Source organism: Streptomyces sp. NPDC053427, assembly GCF_044544985.1.
Taxonomy (GTDB): Bacteria; Actinomycetota; Actinomycetes; order Streptomycetales; family Streptomycetaceae; genus Streptomyces.
Window position 1 is genome coordinate 144,588 of the sequence record NZ_JBITYA010000002.1, and the last position, 18,441, is coordinate 163,028.

General features: G+C 71.2%; 15 protein-coding genes and 1 pseudogene. 9 read left to right on the plus strand and 7 right to left on the minus strand.

The window, feature by feature from the left end; all coding sequences use genetic code 11:
* Window positions 1-46: 46 nt before the first annotated feature.
* Both ACIGWZ_RS05370 and ACIGWZ_RS05375 read right to left on the minus strand, forming a co-directional pair.
* Window positions 47-505, minus strand: a complete 459-nt coding sequence (locus ACIGWZ_RS05370) for a peroxiredoxin (RefSeq protein ID WP_400061065.1) — start codon at window positions 503-505, stop codon at window positions 47-49.
* A 151-nt stretch (window positions 506-656) separates the two neighbouring features.
* Complete coding sequence (locus ACIGWZ_RS05375) at window positions 657-1,097, minus strand: DUF3052 domain-containing protein (protein ID WP_400061067.1); 441 nt, start codon at window positions 1,095-1,097, stop codon at window positions 657-659.
* A gap of 515 nt (window positions 1,098-1,612) precedes the next feature.
* Between ACIGWZ_RS05375 and aceE the strand changes: the two genes are divergently transcribed.
* Window positions 1,613-4,345, plus strand: coding sequence for a pyruvate dehydrogenase (acetyl-transferring), homodimeric type (gene aceE / locus ACIGWZ_RS05380; protein ID WP_400061069.1), 2,733 nt, complete (start codon window positions 1,613-1,615; stop codon window positions 4,343-4,345).
* A 74-nt stretch (window positions 4,346-4,419) separates the two neighbouring features.
* Here the strand turns inward: aceE and ACIGWZ_RS05385 are convergent, their stop codons facing one another.
* A complete protein-coding gene (locus ACIGWZ_RS05385) occupies window positions 4,420-4,836 on the minus strand; it encodes a peptidase inhibitor family I36 protein (RefSeq protein WP_400061071.1) in 417 nt (138 codons plus the stop codon).
* Between the two features lie 524 nt (window positions 4,837-5,360).
* Window positions 5,361-6,962 (minus strand): MFS transporter, encoded by a 1,602-nt coding sequence (locus ACIGWZ_RS05390; protein WP_400061073.1) that lies wholly within the window; start codon window positions 6,960-6,962, stop codon window positions 5,361-5,363.
* A 115-nt stretch (window positions 6,963-7,077) separates the two neighbouring features.
* On the opposite strand from ACIGWZ_RS05390, the gene ACIGWZ_RS05395 reads away from it, so the two are divergent.
* From ACIGWZ_RS05395 to ACIGWZ_RS05420, 6 genes and pseudogenes are all read left to right on the plus strand, one after another.
* Window positions 7,078-7,734, plus strand: coding sequence for a TetR/AcrR family transcriptional regulator (locus ACIGWZ_RS05395; protein WP_400061074.1), 657 nt, complete (start codon window positions 7,078-7,080; stop codon window positions 7,732-7,734).
* Window positions 7,735-8,007: 273 nt separating this feature from the next.
* Complete coding sequence (locus ACIGWZ_RS05400; RefSeq protein WP_400061076.1) at window positions 8,008-9,222, plus strand: alpha/beta hydrolase; 1,215 nt, start codon at window positions 8,008-8,010, stop codon at window positions 9,220-9,222.
* A 104-nt stretch (window positions 9,223-9,326) separates the two neighbouring features.
* Window positions 9,327-10,205 (plus strand): DUF4429 domain-containing protein, encoded by an 879-nt coding sequence (locus ACIGWZ_RS05405; RefSeq protein ID WP_400061078.1) that lies wholly within the window; start codon window positions 9,327-9,329, stop codon window positions 10,203-10,205.
* 580 nt (window positions 10,206-10,785) lie between these two features.
* Window positions 10,786-11,604 (plus strand): annotated as a pseudogene (locus ACIGWZ_RS05410) (sensor histidine kinase); the annotation flags it as partial.
* A 128-nt stretch (window positions 11,605-11,732) separates the two neighbouring features.
* On the plus strand, window positions 11,733-12,413 hold the full coding sequence (locus tag ACIGWZ_RS05415; RefSeq protein ID WP_400061995.1) for a response regulator: 681 nt from the start codon (window positions 11,733-11,735) through the stop codon (window positions 12,411-12,413).
* A 186-nt stretch (window positions 12,414-12,599) separates the two neighbouring features.
* Window positions 12,600-13,766 (plus strand): alpha/beta hydrolase, encoded by a 1,167-nt coding sequence (locus ACIGWZ_RS05420; RefSeq protein WP_400061080.1) that lies wholly within the window; start codon window positions 12,600-12,602, stop codon window positions 13,764-13,766.
* A gap of 56 nt (window positions 13,767-13,822) precedes the next feature.
* Here the strand turns inward: ACIGWZ_RS05420 and ACIGWZ_RS05425 are convergent, their stop codons facing one another.
* Both ACIGWZ_RS05425 and ACIGWZ_RS05430 read right to left on the minus strand, forming a co-directional pair.
* Complete coding sequence (locus ACIGWZ_RS05425; protein ID WP_400061082.1) at window positions 13,823-14,854, minus strand: aldo/keto reductase; 1,032 nt, start codon at window positions 14,852-14,854, stop codon at window positions 13,823-13,825.
* Between the two features lie 6 nt (window positions 14,855-14,860).
* A complete protein-coding gene (locus ACIGWZ_RS05430) occupies window positions 14,861-15,367 on the minus strand; it encodes a MerR family transcriptional regulator (RefSeq protein WP_400061084.1) in 507 nt (168 codons plus the stop codon).
* Between the two features lie 251 nt (window positions 15,368-15,618).
* On the opposite strand from ACIGWZ_RS05430, the gene ACIGWZ_RS05435 reads away from it, so the two are divergent.
* Window positions 15,619-16,431 (plus strand): serine hydrolase domain-containing protein, encoded by an 813-nt coding sequence (locus ACIGWZ_RS05435; protein WP_400061085.1) that lies wholly within the window; start codon window positions 15,619-15,621, stop codon window positions 16,429-16,431.
* Window positions 16,432-16,512: 81 nt separating this feature from the next.
* Here ACIGWZ_RS05435 and ACIGWZ_RS05440 read toward each other — a convergent pair whose 3' ends face one another.
* Window positions 16,513-17,190 (minus strand): pirin family protein, encoded by a 678-nt coding sequence (locus tag ACIGWZ_RS05440; RefSeq protein ID WP_400061087.1) that lies wholly within the window; start codon window positions 17,188-17,190, stop codon window positions 16,513-16,515.
* A 58-nt stretch (window positions 17,191-17,248) separates the two neighbouring features.
* Between ACIGWZ_RS05440 and ACIGWZ_RS05445 the strand changes: the two genes are divergently transcribed.
* Window positions 17,249-18,433: a PucR family transcriptional regulator gene (locus ACIGWZ_RS05445; protein WP_400061089.1), complete on the plus strand. Its 1,185-nt coding sequence runs from the start codon at window positions 17,249-17,251 to the stop codon at window positions 18,431-18,433.
* The last annotated feature ends 8 nt before the right edge of the window (window positions 18,434-18,441 follow it).

Consider the following 18,441-nt stretch of genomic DNA (forward strand, 5'->3'; position numbering starts at 1 on the left):
ACGGATGCCGGTCCGGCGGGCGCCGCAGGCGCCCCGGACGCGCAGCTCAGAGGGCGTCGAGAGCCTTGATGTAGTCGTTCAGGTCGCGGGCGTCGGGCAGACCGTTGACGACGGTCCAGCGCACCACGCCCTCCTTGTCGATGACGAAGGTGCCGCGCACCGCGCAACCCTTCTCCTCGTCGAAGACGCCGTACGCCCGCGAGGCCTCGCCGTGCGGCCAGAAGTCCGACAGCAGCGGGTACTCCAGGCCCTCCTGCTCGGCGAAGACGCGCAGCGAGAACGGGGAGTCGTTGGAGACGGCCAGCAGCTGGACGTCGTCGTTGGCGAACTTCGGCAGCTCGTCGCGGAGCGCGCAGAGCTCACCGGTGCACACACCGGTGAAGGCGAAGGGGTAGAAGAGGAGGACGACGGCCTTCTCGCCGCGGAAGTCGGAGAGCTTGACGAGCTCGCCGTGCTGGTTCTTCAGCTCGAAATCCGGAGCCTTCGTGCCGACCTCGATCGCCATGGGGTTGCTTCCCTTCCGCTCACGCACAACTGGACGCGACCAACCCTACGCGCCGCGCCGAACGCCCCGAAAACCGCTCCTGAACAGCGCCGAGCCCCCTCCGGAACGACCCGGAGAGGGCTCGGCACACTGTGCCCGGGTGCTGTGTGGATCAGCGCTTGCCGGACTTGGCCGCCTTGGGCGTGACCAGCCGGCTGCCGGTCCAGTCCTTGCCCGCGTTGATGCTCTTGGTCTGGGACAGACCCGCGGTCTGCGCGGCCTCATTGATATCGCTGGGTTCGACGTAGCCATCGCGCCCGGTCTTGGGGGTCAGCAGCCAGACCGGCGCGCCCTCGTCGATCAGCCCGATGGCGTCCACCAGCGCGTCCGTGAGGTCGCCGTCGTCTTCACGGAACCACAGCAGCACGACGTCTGCGACGTCGTCGTAGTCCTCGTCAACGAGGTCCTGGCCAATCACGGACTCAATGCCTTCTCGGAGCTCCTGCTCGACGTCGTCGTCGTAGCCGATCTCCTGGACCACCTGTCCGGGCTCGAACCCCAGCCTGGCGGCAGGGTTGGTCCGCTCCTCCGCGTGGTCCGCGGTCGCGCTCACGGATTGCCTCCTGTCATCTTTCGGAAAGTTTGGGACCCCGCGCGTGCGCGGAGCTTTGGGCGTAGTCCACACGGGCCGGGCGGATCGCGCAAGTACCCGGCGGCCGAGACCGCCGAAACGGTGACGATTGGACGCGTCTCACCGCAACCACGACCCCATTGGGACAGCCTGAAGTGATTCACACCACAGCGTTTTCCCGGCTTTATCGGGTAATCGCGCGCGGCTGGTCCCTTCGGGGGGCGCCGGGTGTGCGCCGGATGCGGATTCGGGAGGCGCACGGTCGTACGCGAAGGACTTTCGGCATGGGCGTATGGTTGCGATTTGGCCGACCTGAGAATCGGTCCTTTCAGCGCCCATCTCTCAGCGGGTGGTTACCCGACAGTAGAGATGACGTATCCCAGTGACTCGGTACACGATGGAAGACGGCGCGACACAAGGCAGAGACAGCATTCGTCCGCGTGCGCAGCATCAATAGTGTGCAGAGCACGATACGAACCGAACACCGAAGGAACAGCGTGGCTTCCGGATCCGATCGAAACCCGATCATCATTGGCGGCCTTCCCAGCCAGGTCCCGGACTTCGATCCAGAAGAGACCCAGGAATGGCTCGACTCGCTCGACGCAGCCGTCGATGAGCGAGGCCGGGAACGTGCCCGCTACCTCATGCTCCGGCTGATCGAGCGGGCCCGCGAGCGGCGCGTGGCCGTGCCCGAGATGCGCAGCACGGACTACGTCAACACCATCGCGACCAAGGACGAGCCGTTCTTCCCGGGCAACGAGGAGATCGAGCGCAAGGTCCTGAACGCGACCCGGTGGAACGCGGCGGTCATGGTCTCGCGCGCCCAGCGTCCCGGGATCGGCGTCGGCGGCCACATCGCCACCTTCGCCTCCTCCGCCTCCCTCTACGACGTGGGCTTCAACCACTTCTTCCGGGGCAAGGACGAGGGCGACGGCGGCGACCAGATCTTCTTCCAGGGCCACGCCTCGCCCGGTGTCTACGCCCGCGCCTATCTCCTGGACCGACTGGGTGAGGCGCAGCTCGACGCCTTCCGCCAGGAGAAGTCCAAGGCCCCCAACGGTCTCTCCAGCTACCCGCACCCGCGGCTGATGCCGGACTTCTGGGAGTTCCCGACCGTCTCGATGGGCCTGGGCCCCCTCGGCGCGATCTACCAGGCGCGGATGAACCGCTACATGGAGGCGCGCGGCATCGCCGACACCTCCAGGTCGCACGTCTGGGCCTACCTCGGCGACGGCGAGATGGACGAGCCCGAGTCGCTCGGCCAGCTGTCCATCGCCGCCCGCGAGGGCCTGGACAACCTGACCTTCGTCGTCAACTGCAACCTGCAGCGCCTGGACGGCCCGGTCCGCGGCAACGGCAAGATCATGCAGGAGCTGGAGTCGCAGTTCCGCGGGGCCGGCTGGAACGTCATCAAGCTCGTGTGGGACCGCAGCTGGGACCCGCTGCTCGCGCAGGACCGCGACGGCATCCTGGTCAACAAGCTCAACACCACCCCCGACGGCCAGTTCCAGACGTACGCCACCGAGACCGGCGCCTACATCCGCCAGCACTTCTTCGGTGACGACCACCGGCTGCGGGCGATGGTCGAGAACATGACCGACGACCAGATCCTGCACCTGGGCCGCGGCGGTCACGACCACAAGAAGATCTACGCGGCGTATGCGGCGGCCAAGGCCCACAAGGGCCAGCCGACGGTGATCCTCGCGCAGACCGTCAAGGGCTGGACGCTCGGTCCGAACTTCGAGGGCCGCAACGCGACCCACCAGATGAAGAAGCTGACCGTCGAGGACCTCAAGGGCTTCCGCGACCGGCTGCACCTGCCGATCCCGGACAAGGACCTGGAGGACGGCGTGCCGCCGTACTACCACCCGGGCCCGAAGTCCGAAGAGATCCAGTACATGCACGACCGCCGCAACGCGCTGGGCGGCTACGTACCGACCCGTGTCGTGCGCGCCAAGCCGCTGCAGCTGCCGGACGACAAGGCGTACGCGACGGCCAAGAAGGGCTCGGGACAGCAGAAGATCGCCACGACCATGGCGTTCGTCCGCGTCCTGAAGGACCTCATGCGGGACAAGGAGATCGGCAAGCGCTTCGTGCCGATCGCGCCCGACGAGTACCGCACCTTCGGTATGGACGCGTTCTTCCCGTCGGCCAAGATCTACAACCCGCTGGGCCAGCAGTACGAGTCCGTGGACCGCGAACTGCTCCTGGCCTACAAGGAGTCGCCGACCGGCCAGATGCTGCACGACGGCATCACCGAGGCGGGCTGCACCGCCTCGCTGATCGCGGCGGGCTCCGCCTATGCCACGCACGGCGAGCCGCTGATCCCGGTCTACGTCTTCTACTCGATGTTCGGCTTCCAGCGCACCGGTGACCAGTTCTGGCAGATGGCCGACCAGCTCGCCCGCGGCTTCGTGCTCGGCGCGACCGCCGGCCGGACGACGCTGACCGGTGAGGGTCTCCAGCACGCCGACGGCCACTCCCAGCTGCTGGCCTCGACCAACCCGGCCTGTGTCGCCTACGACCCGGCCTACGGGTACGAGATCGCGCACATCGTCAAGGACGGTCTGCGGAGGATGTACGGGGAGAACTCCGAGGACATCTTCTACTACCTGACCGTCTACAACGAGCCGATCCAGCACCCGGCGGAGCCGGCCGACGTCGACGTCGACGGCATCCTGAAGGGTCTGCACCGCGTCGCGCCGGGCGACAAGGGCGAGCACGCGGCCCAGATCCTCGCCTCCGGTGTCGCGGTGCCGTGGGCGATCGAGGCCCAGCGGATCCTGGCGGACGAGTGGAACGTCAAGGCGGACATCTGGTCGGCGACCTCCTGGAACGAGCTGCGCCGTGAGGCCGTCGCGGTCGAGGAGCACAACCTGCTGCACCCGGAGGAGGAGCAGAGCGTCCCGTACGTGACGCAGAAGCTCCAGGGTGCCGAGGGCCCGAAGGTGGCGGTCTCGGACTGGATGCGGTCCGTCCCCGACCAGATCGCGCGCTGGGTCCCGGGCACGTACCAGTCGCTGGGCGCCGACGGCTTCGGCTTCGCGGACACCCGTGGCGCGGCCCGTCGCTTCTTCCACATCGACGCGCAGTCGATCGTCCTCGCCGTGCTCACCGAGCTCGCCAAGGAGGGCAAGGTCGACCGGTCGCTGCTGAAGCAGGCGATCGACCGCTACCAGCTCCTGGACGTCACGGCCGCCGAGGCGGGCGAGGCCGGCGGCGACGCCTGACGCCCGGCCTGATCGCGCAGGATGTGCGACGCCCCCGACAGCGCCCCGCTGTCGGGGGCGTCGCACATCCGGCCTCACCGCTCCCAGACCTTGAACGCCCGTACCTGGTACGGGGAGCGGGGCACCCAGCTGCCGCCGCCCGGGTAGGTGTCGAACTCGGCGGTCTCGGCGCATTCCGCGCTCTGGTACGTCGTGACCGGCCGGCCGGTGCGGTTGGCGAGCGAGGCGGCGCTGCTCCCCTCGGGCAGCGGGACGCAGCTTTCGATGTCGGTGTCGGAGAGCTCGTAGGTGCGCCGCTCGCCGCCGAAATCCACCGTCGGCCAGACGCACAGCTGGCCCGCGGCGCAGTCTCCGGAGGCGGGGGCGGTGCGGCCACCGGCGGCCGCGTGCGCGGCCGGGATTCCGAGGGCGGACGGGACGGCGAGCGCCGCGGTGAGCGCGGCGAGGCCGGTGAGGAGCGCGGTGGTGCGGGACGTACGCGGACGCAGCATGGGAATCCCCCCGTGAAGTAACGCCGTACGGCGATGACCGCCCGCAGCGGGCCGCATTGCCCGCGGCGGGTTCTGCATCGAGCTTTGCGAGGGCGCGGCGCGGTTGCCAAGGCCGTGGCGGTGAGTCCATCCGGATCAGGGATGTGGACAGCCGGACGGCGCGGAAAGGCGTTCCGTGGCCGCGGTGTTGACGATGGCCCGGTGGCGGGAGGGGCGGCAGAACCGTTCCTCCCCGGGGCCGGAGGGGAGAGCGCGAGGCGCGGCGTGCCGGGCGCCTACCCGGTGCGGGGGCGGGTTCCCCGGATCGCCTCATCCGGATGAGTGATGCGGCGGTGGGGACGCGGGTCGGGCGTCCCTTGGAATGTGGCGGCCGGGTCCCCGCAGCGGTCCGCGGGGCTCGGTTGACGCGCGTGGCCGCCCGTACGCACAGCGGCGCGCGGCGGGCCGAGGAAGTACCTCGACCCGCCGCGCGCCGGATGCCGCTCGTGACGAGTCGGCCGGGGGCTGTCCGCGGATCCGCGGGGTCAGATGTGGCCGACGCCCGCGCCCGCCTCGGCGTTCGCGCCGCGCTTGGTGAAGATGGCGACGACCGCCGCGACGACCGCCACACCGCAGGCGACCGTGAAGGCCAGGCCCATGCCGGAGACGAAGGTGTCGTGGGCGACGGACGTGATCTTCTGGGCGATCTCCGGCGGGGTGTGCTTCGGCACCGGCGCGAGGCCCGCCGAGACGGCGTCGGACAGCTGGGAGGACTGCGCGGGCGGGACCGGCGGGAGGCCGGCCGACTGCCAGTTGCCCGGGAGGTCGCTGTCGACGCGGGAGGCCATCACCGCGCCGAGCACGGCCGTACCGAGGCTGCCGCCGACCTGCATCGCGGCCTGCTGGAGACCGCCGGCGACGCCGGAGAGTTCCAGGGGAGCGTTGCCGACGATGACCTCGGTGGCGCCGACCATGACGGGCGCCAGGCCCAGGCCCAGCAGGGCGAACCACACGGACATCGGGCCGGTGCCGGTGGTGGTGTCCAGGCCGGACATGCCGTACATGGCCACGGCGGTCAGGACCATGCCGCCCACCAGCGGGATGCGCGGTCCGAACTTGGTGATCAGGGTGCCGGCCAGCGGCGATCCGACGATCATCATGCCGGTGAGCGGCAGGAGGTGCAGTCCGCTGTCGACGGGGGTCATGCCGTGCACGTTCTGGAGGTAGAACGTCACGAAGAAGAGGCCGCCCATGAAGGCGAAGGCCATCAGGACCATCAGGACCGTGCCGGCGGTCAGCGGCACCGAGCGGAACATCCGCAGCGGGATGAGCGGCTCGCGGACCTTGGTCTCCAGAACGGCGAAGAGCGCGAAGAGGACGACCGAGCCGATCAGGAAGCCCACGGTCTTCATGTCGCCCCAGCCCCATTCCGAGGCCTTGATCAGCGGCCAGATGAGGCAGAACATCGCGCCGGAGAGCAGTGCGATGCCCGGGATGTCGAAGGAGCGCGGGGCGTTCTGCGCGCGGTGGTCCTTGAGGATCACCAGGCCGAGGACCAGGGCCAGGACGCCCACGGGGACGTTGATGAAGAACACCGACTGCCAGTTGACGTGCTCGACCAGCAGACCGCCGACGATGGGACCGCCGGCCGTGGAAGCGCCGATGACCATGCCCCAGATACCGATGGCCATGTTGAGCTTCTCGGCCGGGAAGGTGGCGCGCAGCAGGCCGAGCGCGGCGGGCATCAGCAGTGCGCCGAAGAGGCCCTGCAGCACGCGGAAGACGATGACCAGCGCGACCTCGCTGGAGAACCCGATGGCACCGGAGGCGGCGGCGAAGCCGATGATGCCGATGAGGAAGGTCTGGCGGTGGCCGAAGCGGTCGCCGAGCTTGCCCGCCGTGATCAACGAGACGGCCAGGGCGAGCATGTAGCCGTTGGTTATCCACTGGACGTCGGCGAGCGACGCGCCCAGGTCGTCCTTGATGGCGGGGTTGGCGATGGCGACGATGGTGCCGTCCAGGGCGACCATCATGACGCCGATGGCCACGGAGAAGAGGGTCAGCCACGGATGGCCACGCAGCCCCTTCGGGGGCTCCGGTACGGGAAGTTCCGGTGCGGCTTCGGCAACCGGGGTCTGAGAACTCATACAACGAGGCTAATGTCAGCGACTGACAGTTGACAAAGCAATTCATCAGTCGGTAACTGTCATTTTGCTCACAGGTATCCTGATCAGCGAGAACAACAGGGAGAGGCGGCGCAGGATGGCGACCCCGACGCCGCAGGCGACACCCCCGGGTGGGCTGCGCGAACGCAAGAAGCAGCGCACCCGCGACGCCCTGATCCGTGCGGCGCTGGAGCTGTTCACGGAGCAGGGGTACGAGGAAACGACGATCGACGAGATCGCGGAGGCGGTGAACGTCTCCCAGCGCACGTACTTCCGGTACTTCGCCAACAAGGAAGATGTCGTCTTCGCCGTCCAGGAGATGGTGGAGGCCCGCTTCCTCGAAGAGCTGCGGGAACGGCCCGCCACCGAGGCGCCGTTGACGGCGCTGCGCAGGGCGGTCATGGTCGCCTGGGACGAGATCGGCAGCGCGATCGAGTCGGTGGTGCCGGTGGAGCTGCACATGCGCTCGTACCGGATGATCGAATCGACGCCCGCGCTGATCGCCGCGCATCTGCGACGCTCCTCCGACCTGGAGGAGCAGATAGCGCGACTCATCGCCGCACGTGAGGGGCTGGACGCGGACGCCGACCCGCGGCCCAGAGTGGTGGTCGCGGCGTTCTGCGGCGTGATGCGGGTGGCCGGGAAGATCTGGGGCGAGGGGCAGGACTGCAGCGTGGCGTCCATCCGCGAGCTGACGCAGTCCTACCTGGATCACATCGGGCCGGCCATCGACGACAACTGGCGGACCCGGTGACGCACGGCGACCGGCCGATCCCGTGACGGCACTGATGTACGAGGCGCCGAAGCCGGCGGGAAACCGGCGCGGCACCCGGTGAGCTTCCTCACGCGCCGGTGCCAGGCGAACACCCTGGTGGGACCGCCCCGCGGCCCCATATGCCCAGGTCTGCCCGGCTGAGCACCGGGATGCGCCATCCGCCGTCCACTTCGGTCGAAATACCCGCCGCGAAACGTGATTTGGCTCACGGCCGCCGTGGGTACGCTCTCCCGTCTCCTAGGGTGGCTCGCGGTGAATTCCTTCCCGGGCCTCAGCCCCTCCTTCGGTTTCCTGCAGTCCACCGCATGGCGCGCCGCGTTCGCCCTGGTGGTGGTGTTCGTGATGCTTGCCCTGACCGGCTGGACGGCCATCAGAGGCACCAAGGAGGACGCCAACCCGCTGGCCACGGCCAGATCGGCCTGGCAGCACGCCACCTTCCACGGGCGGCCGCTGCCGGACCCCAAGGCCGCGCCGGCCACCCTCCGGGCCTTCTTCGCCACGCTCGACCGCGCCGAGCAGCGGCGCCTCGCGTCCCGGTACCCCCTGGTCGTCGGCAATATGGGCGGCGCGCCGGTGCAGCTGCGCTACCGCGCCAACCGGACGGCGATCGACCAGGCCCGCGCCATCGAGAAGAAACGCATGAGCGACCGCCGGCTCACGCCGGTCGGCCGCCAGACGGCGGGCAGGCTGATGCACCGCCTCGAGTCGATGATGAGCCGCGACCGGCAGATCCTGGCGTTCGACCCGGCCGGCGACGGGCGGGCGGCGGAGGTCTTCGGCAATCTCACGACGGCCCGCCGGGTCTCCGTCGTGGTGCCCGGTGTGGACACCAACCTGTCGACGTTCGAGCGCACCGCCAAGGCGCTCACCGCGCCCGTCGGCATGGCGAAGTCCCTGTACAAGGCCGAGCGCACGGCCCGCCCGGACGCCCGTACGGCGGTGATCGCCTGGGCCGACTACACCTCGCCCGCCGGACTGGGCGTGGAAGCGGCCACCGGGCAGCTCGCCGAGGCCGGCGCCGTCCGGCTGCGCGAGCTCACCGAATCGCTGCCCTCGACCGACTCCGTCTCGCTGTTCTGCCACAGCTACGGGTCCGTGGTGTGCGGCGTCGCCGCCCGGCAGCTGCCGTCCAACGTCGAGGACATCGCGGTGGCGGGCAGCCCCGGGATGCGAGCCGGGAACCTGTCCGGACTGGGCACCCACGCCCGGGTCTGGGCGATGCGGGACGCCGACGACTGGATCCAGGACGTGCCCTATATGGAGGTCGGCGGGATCGGCCACGGCGCCGACCCGGTCGATCCGTCCTTCGGGTCCCGGGTCCTGTCCGCGCGGGGCGCCCAGGGGCACACGGGCTACTTCACGCCCGGGACCCAGAGCCTGCGCAACTTCGCACTCGTCGGGGTCGGCGCGCTCACCTCGGTGGACTGCGCGTCCGACGACCCGCGCTGCAGCGCCGACCTGGCCTGAGGGGCCGGACGCCGCAGTTCCGGTGTGCGGCAGGTCGTGACGCGCGTAGCGCAAGGTGTCCGGAAGGGGGACGGGCGGGCAACCGCCCGCATACGATGAGCCGCATGGGTGATGTGCTGGCCGGTTTTCACGCCGTCTGGGAGTTCGACACGGACTCCGTACTCATCCGCTTCGAACGGGGGATCCGCAGGCCGAAGCTGTTCCAGGCGCTCGGCGAGCGACGCATTCCGTACGAGGCGTTGAGGTCCGTCGAGCTGACCGAGGGCAGACGCGGCGCGGTGGTGCTGCATGCCGTGCCACGGCACGGCGCCGACCCCCTGATGGAGGCGGCGGACGGACAGCTCAAGGAGGACGCCGACCCCTACCGGCTGGTGCTGCCGGCCGAGCGCGAGACGCTCGCCGAGTACTACGCGGACGAGCTGCGCAGTGCGCTGCGGCCGGACGCCAAGGAGCCCGCCGAGCACCATCTCGTGGCCGCGCCGGAGCCTCCGCTGCACTTCAAGGCGTATGACGGCAAGGCGTCCTTCGACGGCAGCTCGGTCGCCTTCCGCTGGTTCTGGACGGGTGCGTCGTCGGCCAAGTGGAAGCGCGGTGACCAGAGCTTCACGGTCGGCGAACTGGCCGGCGTCGAGTGGCGTTCGCCGGAGATCTTCAACGGTCATCTGCGGCTGCTGGAGCGCGGGGCGCGCGAGACGGGGACCGGCGCCGCCGACCAGGATCCGGCGGCGGTCGTCTTCGGGCTGGGCTACGGCCTGGTCCATGAGTCGCTGCCGTTCGCGGCCGCGGTGCTGCAGGCCGTTCGGGCCGCGGAGCAGGCGCCGGACACGCCGGAACGCGAGCCGGTGCGCCGGGCCGGGGACGCCCGCCGGGACCCGGCCGACATCGCGGAGCGGATACGGCATCTCGGCGCGCTGCACGACGCGGGGCTGCTGACGGACGACGAGTTCAGCGTGAAGAAGGCCGAGCTGCTGGCGGAGCTCTAGGCCGGGGGACCGGCCGGGCCCTTCGACCACGGGCCCGCGCACGTCATACCGTGGTACGCCCCGCAAGCCCGAACCGTGGTATGACGCCCGGCCGGAGCCGTCCGCCTACATTGACGGTGCGATGTTCAAGCGATCTCTCACCCCAGAAAGCGAACCGGCACCCGGCGGGGGGCCCGAGCCGGTCCGCGGCCGGACGATGCGCGCCGTGCGGCAGGCGCTGCACGTCCTCGCCGTCGAGCTCGGCACCCCGACCGACCCCGGCACCCCGCTGTTCGGCTCGGTCCAGAGCCCCTGGCTGCGCCGCCTTCCGTACGTCATCGCCGTGGTCTTCGCCGTCTCCCTGCTGCCGTCGGGCATCAACGTCCTCGGCCACGACTACGGCCTGAGCGGCGGGCTGGCGGGCGGGCTGGCCACGGTGCAGACCGTGCCGCTGCTGCTCGCGGTGACGCGGCCGCTGCAGGCCTGGTGGGTGATCTTCGCGGCGGACATCATCTGCGCCCTGGCCCTCACCGGAGCCGACGGCGTTCCGGGCCGCGCCTGGCCCTGGCCGCCCACGGTGATCGTCGGCTATCTCGTGCTGATGCTCGCGCTGTCGCTACGGGAGGGCCGTCGCACCCTCATCGGCGTATGGCTGACGACCGGAGCGGCCGGGATCCTCCTCGAGCTGATCGCCCCGCGGCACGGCGCCGACACCTGGGTGCTGCTCTTCCTGCTCTCCGGCGTGATACTGCTGATCGGCGGCGCCTTGCGGGAACGGGGCGACGCCCAGCGGAAGTTGCTGGAGCAGGAGACCATCAGCGAGGCCGAGCGCGCCCGGCGCACGCTGCTGGAGGAGCGCACGCGTATCGCCCGCGAGCTGCACGACGTCGTCGCCCACCACATGTCCGTGATCACGGTCCAGGCCGACAGCGCCCCCTACCGCATCAGCGGGATTCCCACGGAGGCCCAGGAGGAGTTCGGGGCGATCGCCGCGACCGCTCGGGAGTCGCTGGCGGAGATGCGGCGGCTGCTGGGCGTGCTGCGCAGCGAGGAGACCGAGCGCCACGGCGGCCCGGAAAAGGCCCCGCAGCCCGGCATCGGCCAGCTGTCGAAGCTGGTCGAGGGGACCGTACGGGCCGGTGTGCCGGTCGAGCTGGTGCTGCCCGAGGAGCCGGTGCCGCTGGAGCCTGCGGTGGACCTGTCGGCGTACCGTATCGTGCAGGAGGCGCTGGCCAACGTGGTCCGGCATGCCCCGGGGGCGCAGGCGCGGGTGTCGGTGACGACCACGGCGGACGGCTCGCGGCTGACCGTACTGGTCGTCAACTCCGCGCCGCCGGCGCCGTCCGCGCCGCTGGAACCCCATGGCACCGGGCACGGCCTGATCGGCATGCGGGAGCGGGTACGGCTGGTGGACGGCTCACTGGACACCGGGCCGCTGCCCGACGGCGGCTTCCGGGTCGCCGCCCAGCTGCCGCTGACGGGGGCCGCCGCCTCGCCCGCGTCCCCTCCTCCCGCCCCTCCCCTCTCAGCGAAGGATTCCGACTCCGCATGACCACTCGCGTGATCATCGTCGATGACCAGGCCATGGTGCGGGCGGGCTTCGCCGCGCTGCTCGCGGCGCAGAGCGATATCGATGTGGTCGGCGATGCGCCGGACGGGGCGCAGGGGGTGGAGCTGAGCCGCCGGGTGCATCCCGATGTGGTGCTGATGGATGTGCGGATGCCCGAGATGGACGGCCTGGAGGCGGCGCGTCGGCTGCTCGATCCGCCGACCGGTGTCGTCCACCGTCCCAAGGTGCTGATGCTGACCACCTTCGACGTCGACGACTACGTCTACGAGGCGCTGCGCGCGGGTGCGTCCGGATTTCTGCTGAAGGACGCGCCGCCGGCCGATCTGATCTCCGCGGTCCGTATCGTGGCGGCGGGTGAGGCGCTGCTCGCTCCCTCGGTGACCCGCCGGCTGATCGCCGACTTCGCGCGCCGCCGGCCGGCGCCGCGCAAGGACCGTGCGTCGCTGCGGTTGAACGGCCTGACCCCGCGCGAGACGGAGGTCCTGGAGCTGATCGCCCGCGGCCTGTCCAACCAGGAGATCGCCGATGCCCTCGTGCTCGCCGAGCAGACCGTCAAGACCCATATCGGCCGCGTGCTGGCGAAGATGGAGCTGCGGGACCGCGCGCAGGCCGTGATCTTCGCCTATGAGTCGGGGCTGGTGACGCCCGGGGAACGGTGACGGTGCGGCGCGGCCCGCCGTCATCCGTGCGCCGCGCCGCGCCCGCGCCTCCCTCCTGAGGACTAGCGCGGCCGATACCCCCTACCCCGGTATCACCCGGCAGTTGGCTCCGCGGTGTGACGTCGCGTCACCCGCCCGCTTTCTACGTTTCCCTCTGCCACACCACCGGAAAAGGGAGACGCCACCATGTCCGTGCTGCGAACCGCCGCGCTCCGCAGCAAGCGCACGCTCATCGCCGCCGGGCTCGCGGTCGCCGTCGCCGCCGGAACGGGCGGCTGGGCGGCCGGTTCCGCACAGACCGCCGTCACCGGCCCCGCGCCGGGCGCAGCCGCCTGGCGCGCGGATCACACCCTGGGCCGGCCGCTGCCGGACCCGGCGACCGCGTCCCCCGCCTCCGTCGCCCGCTTCTTCGCCTCGCTGACCGGCGCCCAGCGGCATGCGCTCGCGGCCCGGCACCCGCTCACCGTCGGCAACCTCGACGGCGCGCCCGTCCCGCTGCGCTACGAGGCCAACTCCCGGGCCCTGAAGGCGGAGCGGAACCATCAGCTCACGCTGGCCGGCGATCCGGCCGGCACCCTCCAGGACCACCAGCAGGCCAGAAAGGCGGCCGCCCACTGCGCCGAACTGCTCGCGCCCGGCCGCCGCATCCTCGCCTTCGACCCGCGGGGCCGGGGCCAAGTGGCCGAAGTGCACGGGGAGATCACCACCGCCCAGCGCGTCGCCGTCGTCGTGCCCGGCTCGGACATCGACCTGGGCTCCTTCGACCGTGCGCGGGACCCGTACGGCACGCCGACCGGCATGGCCACGTCGCTGCGCCGGCAGATGACCGCCACCGCGCCCCACACCCGTACCGCCGTCATCGCCTGGGCCGGATACACCACCCCGGTCGGACTCGGTCCGGACGCCGCCACCGGACGGCTGGCCGAGGCCGGGGCGCCGCGGCTGGCCCGTCTGCTGACCGGCCTCGCGGCCACCGGCGTACCGGCCCCCGCGGTGCTGTGCCACAGCTACGGCTCGGTGGTGTGCGGGCTGGCCGTATCGCAGACGGGCCGCGGCGACATCGCGGACCTGATCGTCTTCGCGTCGCCCGGGATGCGCCGGGACAGCGTGGCGGAGCTGGGCACTTCGGCGCGGGTGTGGGCGGCCCGGGACGCCTCCGACTGGATCGGCGACGTCCCGAACGTCGAGTTCCTGGGCCTGGGGCACGGCGAGGACCCCACCGACCCCGCTTTCGGTGCCCGCCGGGTCCCCACGGAGCGCGCCGAGGGCCACACCGGCTATCTCGCCCCCGGCACCGGCTCCCTCCGCAACTTCGCCGCCATCGCGCTGGGCCGCTACGGCGAGGTGCGCTGAGCCCGGCGGCAGGCGGCCTTGGCGCCCGCCGCGGTCCGGCCGAGCGGCGGCCTCCGCTACTCCCGCCCGGCCGAGGTGAACGTCATGTCGGCGTAGCGCGCACCCGCCACCTTCCCCGCGATGGGCTCCAGCAGGGCGAGGTCGTGGTCGGTCAGCCGGATCCGGGTCGCGCCCGTGTTCTCCTCGACCCGGGTGCGCTTGCGGGTACCCGGGATCGGCACCACGGCCAGGCCGCGCGCCGCGGCCTGCTGCTGGAGCCAGGCCAGGGCTATCTGGCCGGGCGTGGCGTCGTGGGCCGCGGCTATCGTGCGGACCGGCTCCAGCAGGGCGGCGTTGGCGGCCGCGTTGTCGCCGGTGAAGCGTGGCTGCTGGCGACGGAAGTCGTCGGAGGCCAGCTCCTTGTCGGCGTTGACGAAGGCGCCGGTCAGGAAGCCGCGGCCGAGCGGCGAGTACGGGACGAGGCCGACGCCGAGCTCGGCCGCGGCCGGCACCACGCCCTCCTCGATGTCGCGGCTGAAGAGGGACCACTCGGACTGGAGGGCCGCGATCGGGTGGACGGCCTGGGCGGCGCGCAGCTCGGAGGCGGTCACCTCGCTCAGGCCCAGGTGCTTGACCTTGCCCTCGGCCACCAGCTCGGCCATCGCGCCGACCGTCTCCTCGATGGGGACGTGCACATCGCGGCGGTGCATGTAGTAGAGGTCGATCTCGTCGATGCCGAGGCGCCGCAGGCTGCCCTCCACGGACTGGCGGATGTACGGCCGGTCGTTGCGGATGGTGCGCTTGGTGGGTTCGGCCGGGTCGATGGACAGCGCGAACTTGGTGGCGACCACGACCTCGTCGCGATGTGCCTGAAGGAAGGGGGCGATGAATTTCTCGTTCTCGCCCATGCCGTAGACGTCGGCGGTGTCGAAGAGCGTGACGCCCAGTTCCAGGGCGCGCTCCAGGGTGGCGCGTGCCTCGTCGGTGTCGGTCGGACCGTAGGCGAAGCTCATACCCATGCAGCCCAGGCCCTGGACGCCGACCTGCGGACCGCCGGTGCCCAGCTCGACGGTTTCGATCTTCTTGCCGGTCTTGGAAACCCCAGTCATGAGAACTCAGAACCTTTCGGACGCCCGCCGGGCGTCGGCATAGATGTCGATCTTGTAGTCGAGGACGTCCAGCGTGCTCTGGAGCTCCGCTATCCGCCGGCGCACGTCCTCGCGGTGCGCGGTCAGCAGTTCCTCGCGCTCGGGGAACGTGCCGTCGCCCTCCCGTACCAGCTCGGCGTAACGGACCATGTCGGCGACCGGCATGCCGGTCAGCCGCAGCTTGGTGACCAGGTTGAGCCAGTCGAGGTCACGGTTGGTGAAGCGGCGCTGGCCGGTGTGCGTGCGGTCCACATGCGGCATCAGGCCTATCCGCTCGTACCAGCGCAGGGTGTGGGCGCTGAGGCCGGTGTGCTCGGCCACCTCGCTGATCGTGTACTGGTCGCGGCCGGCCGGCCGCGGGTGGGTGAGCGTCGCCGCGCAGCCGCTCGGCTTGGCCGGCCGCTCCCTCGGACCGCGCGGGTCCTGGCCTGCGACCTGGTCCCAAAGGTCGGTGGCGATCATGTCGTCCGCCATCGTTTCACTGTGCGTGACCGTCATACCCCGTATCCCCATTTCCCCGGTCCGGCATCGTGGCCGGGCCGGCGTCGTGCCGGACGCCGCTGTCGCCGGGCGGCCCGCCGGTGGCGCTGCTCCGCGCCCCGAACTCCGCCCGCGTCCCTCACCATCCCCAACGCTAGAGACTTCGAGTGCACTCCAAGCAAGCGCGATCACGACCGGACTTGACCGGAATTTGAAGGCGCTGAGGCACCCCGTAGGCTCGGGACATGGAGAGCCTGCGGATGATCGAGAACTGGCCGGTGCCCACCGCTGCGGCCGCCGTCGTACGAGCCGACGGCACGGTGGCCGGCTCTCACGGGCCGCTGGAGCACCGGTTCCCGCTGGCGTCCGTCACCAAGCCGATCGCCGCGTACGCCGTGCTGCTGGCCGTCGAGGAGGGCGCCGTCGAGCTGGACGAGCCGGCCGGGCCGGCGGGTTCGACGGTTCGTCATCTGCTGGCCCACACCTCGGGGCTGGCCTTCGACGAGCACCGGACGATGGCCGAGCCGGGGGCCCGCCGGCTGTATTCCAACGCCGGGTTCGAGGTCCTGGGCGATCACCTCGCCAAGGCCACCGACATCCCCTTCGGCGAGTACGTCCGCGAGGCGGTGCTCGAACCGCTCGGCATGGGCGCGACCGAGCTGGCCGGCTCGCCCGCCAAGGACGGCATCTCGACGGTCGGGGATCTGATCCGTTTCGCGGCCGAGCTGCAGCGGCCGCGGCTGCTGGCGCCGCAGACGCTGGCCGAGGCGACGTCGGTGATCCATCCAGGGGTGAGCGGTGTGCTGCCGGGCTACGGGCACCAGAAGCCCAACGACTGGGGGCTCGGGTTCGAGATCCGGGACGGTAAGTCGCCGCACTGGACCGGCGCTTCGTCCTCGCCCCGCACCTTCGGGCACTTCGGGCAGTCCGGGACGTTTCTCTGGGTGGATCCGGATGCGGGCGCCGCCTGCATCGCCCTGAGCGACCGGGCCTTCGGGCCGTGGGCCGTCGAGGCCTGGCCGCCGCTGACCGATGCCGTGCTGGCCGAACTGCGCTGAGACCGCCCACGCCGAGTTGCGCCGGCCGGCCACACCGCACCGCGCCGAGCCCGGCGTGATCCACCGGAGAGTCCGCGCCGGTCAGCCGTACGCAGGCTCCGGCTCCGGCCGCATCTCCCAGATCAGGCACTCGGCGGCCCCCAGGCCCCGCAGCTCCAGGCCCTCCCCGTCGGTGATCCGCGCCGCGTCCCCGGCCTCCAGCCGGTCGTCGCCGAGCCGGACGCGGCCCCGTACGACATGGACGTAGGCCCGCGCGGCATCCGGGACGGCGGTGCGCTCGCCGTCGGCGAGGCGGCGCAGATGCAGCATGGCGCCCGCCCGGGGAAGGGCGTACGGGGTGCCGTCGGCGATGCCGCGCACCACCTCGTACGCGACCTCGCCGCCGAAGGAGAGGGGGGCCAGCCACATCTGGACGAAGCGCAGCGGGGCCGCGCCATCGTTGCGCTCGATGTGCCGGACCCCGCTCGCGGAGCTGAGCCGCTGGAGGTCGCCGGGCCGTACGGTGGTCTCGTGGCCGGCCGAGTCGCGGTGGGTCAGCTCGCCCTCGACGACCCAGGTCACGATCTCCGTGTCGCGGTGCGGGTGCTCGTCGAAGCCGGCGCCGGGCGCCAGGCGCTCCTCGTTGCAGGCGATCAGCGCGCCGAAGCGGAGGTTGTCCGGGTCGAAATGCGGCCCGAAGGAGAACGCGTGGAACGTCTCGATACCGGCATCCTGGTCGCCGCCCCGATAGCGTTCGCCGCCTGTGCGCACCTCAATCATGGCGCCACCGTAGCCCCGCCGCGTCAGCTCCTCATCCCGATAGGGCAGGCTTGTCCCCGTGTCTGAACCCGCATCGCGCGACGCGCACCCGCACTCCGCGACCCTCCGCCGCCTGGAGAAGTCGTCCGGCAAACTGGCGGCCGCGGCCATCGCCCGCATGGATGCCACCTTGCCGTGGTACCGCGCGATGCCACCGGAGAACCGTTCCTGGATCGGCCTGGTGGCACAGGCCGGTATCGCCGCCTTCACCGAATGGTTCCGGCACCCGGAGACCCCGCAGGCGATCAGCACCGATGTCTTCGGGACGGCGCCGCGCGAGCTGACCCGGGCGATCACGCTGCGGCAGACCGTGGAGATGGTCCGCACCACGATCGAGGTCATGGAGGCGGCGATCGACGAGGTCGCGGCGCCCGGTGACGAGTCCGTACTGCGCGAGGCGCTGCTGGTCTATGCACGCGAGATCGCCTTCGCCACCGCGCAGGTCTATGCGCAGGCCGCCGAGGCGCGTGGCGCGTGGGACGCCCGGCTGGAGTCGCTGGTCGTGAACGCGGTGCTCTCCGGGGAGGCGGACGAGGGCGCCGTATCGCGGGCCGCGGCCCTTGGCTGGAATTCGCCCGAGCATGTGTGTGTGGTGCTCGGTACAGCGCCCGACGGGGACAGCGAACTGACCGTCGAGGCGATCCGGCGGGCCGCGCGGCACGCCAAGCTCCAGGTGCTGACCGGGGTGCTGGGGTCGCGCCTGGTGGTGATCGCGGGCGGTTCGGACAATCCGCTCAAGGCGGCGAAGGCGCTGATCGGGCCGTACGCGGCGGGCCCCGTGGTGGCCGGACCGGTGGTCTCGGACCTGCTGGCCGCGACCCGTTCCGCGCAGGCCGCCGCCGCCGGGCTACGGGCCTGCGCGGCCTGGCCGGACGCCCCGCGGCCGGTGCTCGCGGACGATCTGCTGCCGGAGCGCGCGATGGCCTCCGATCCTGTCGCGCGGCAGCAGCTGGTGGAGGAGATCTACAGACCGCTGCAAGAGGCGGGGTCGGCGCTGCTGGAGACGCTGAGCGTCTATCTGGAGCAGGCGAGCAGCCTCGAGGGCGCGGCGCGGATGTTGTTCGTACACCCCAACACCGTGCGCTATCGGCTGCGACGTGTGACGGACGTCACCGGATGGTCGCCGTCCGATGTGCGCTCGGCGTTCACCCTGCGTATCGCGCTGATTCTGGGGCGCCTGGCTGACGGTGAGACGCAGCTCTAGACTTTTGT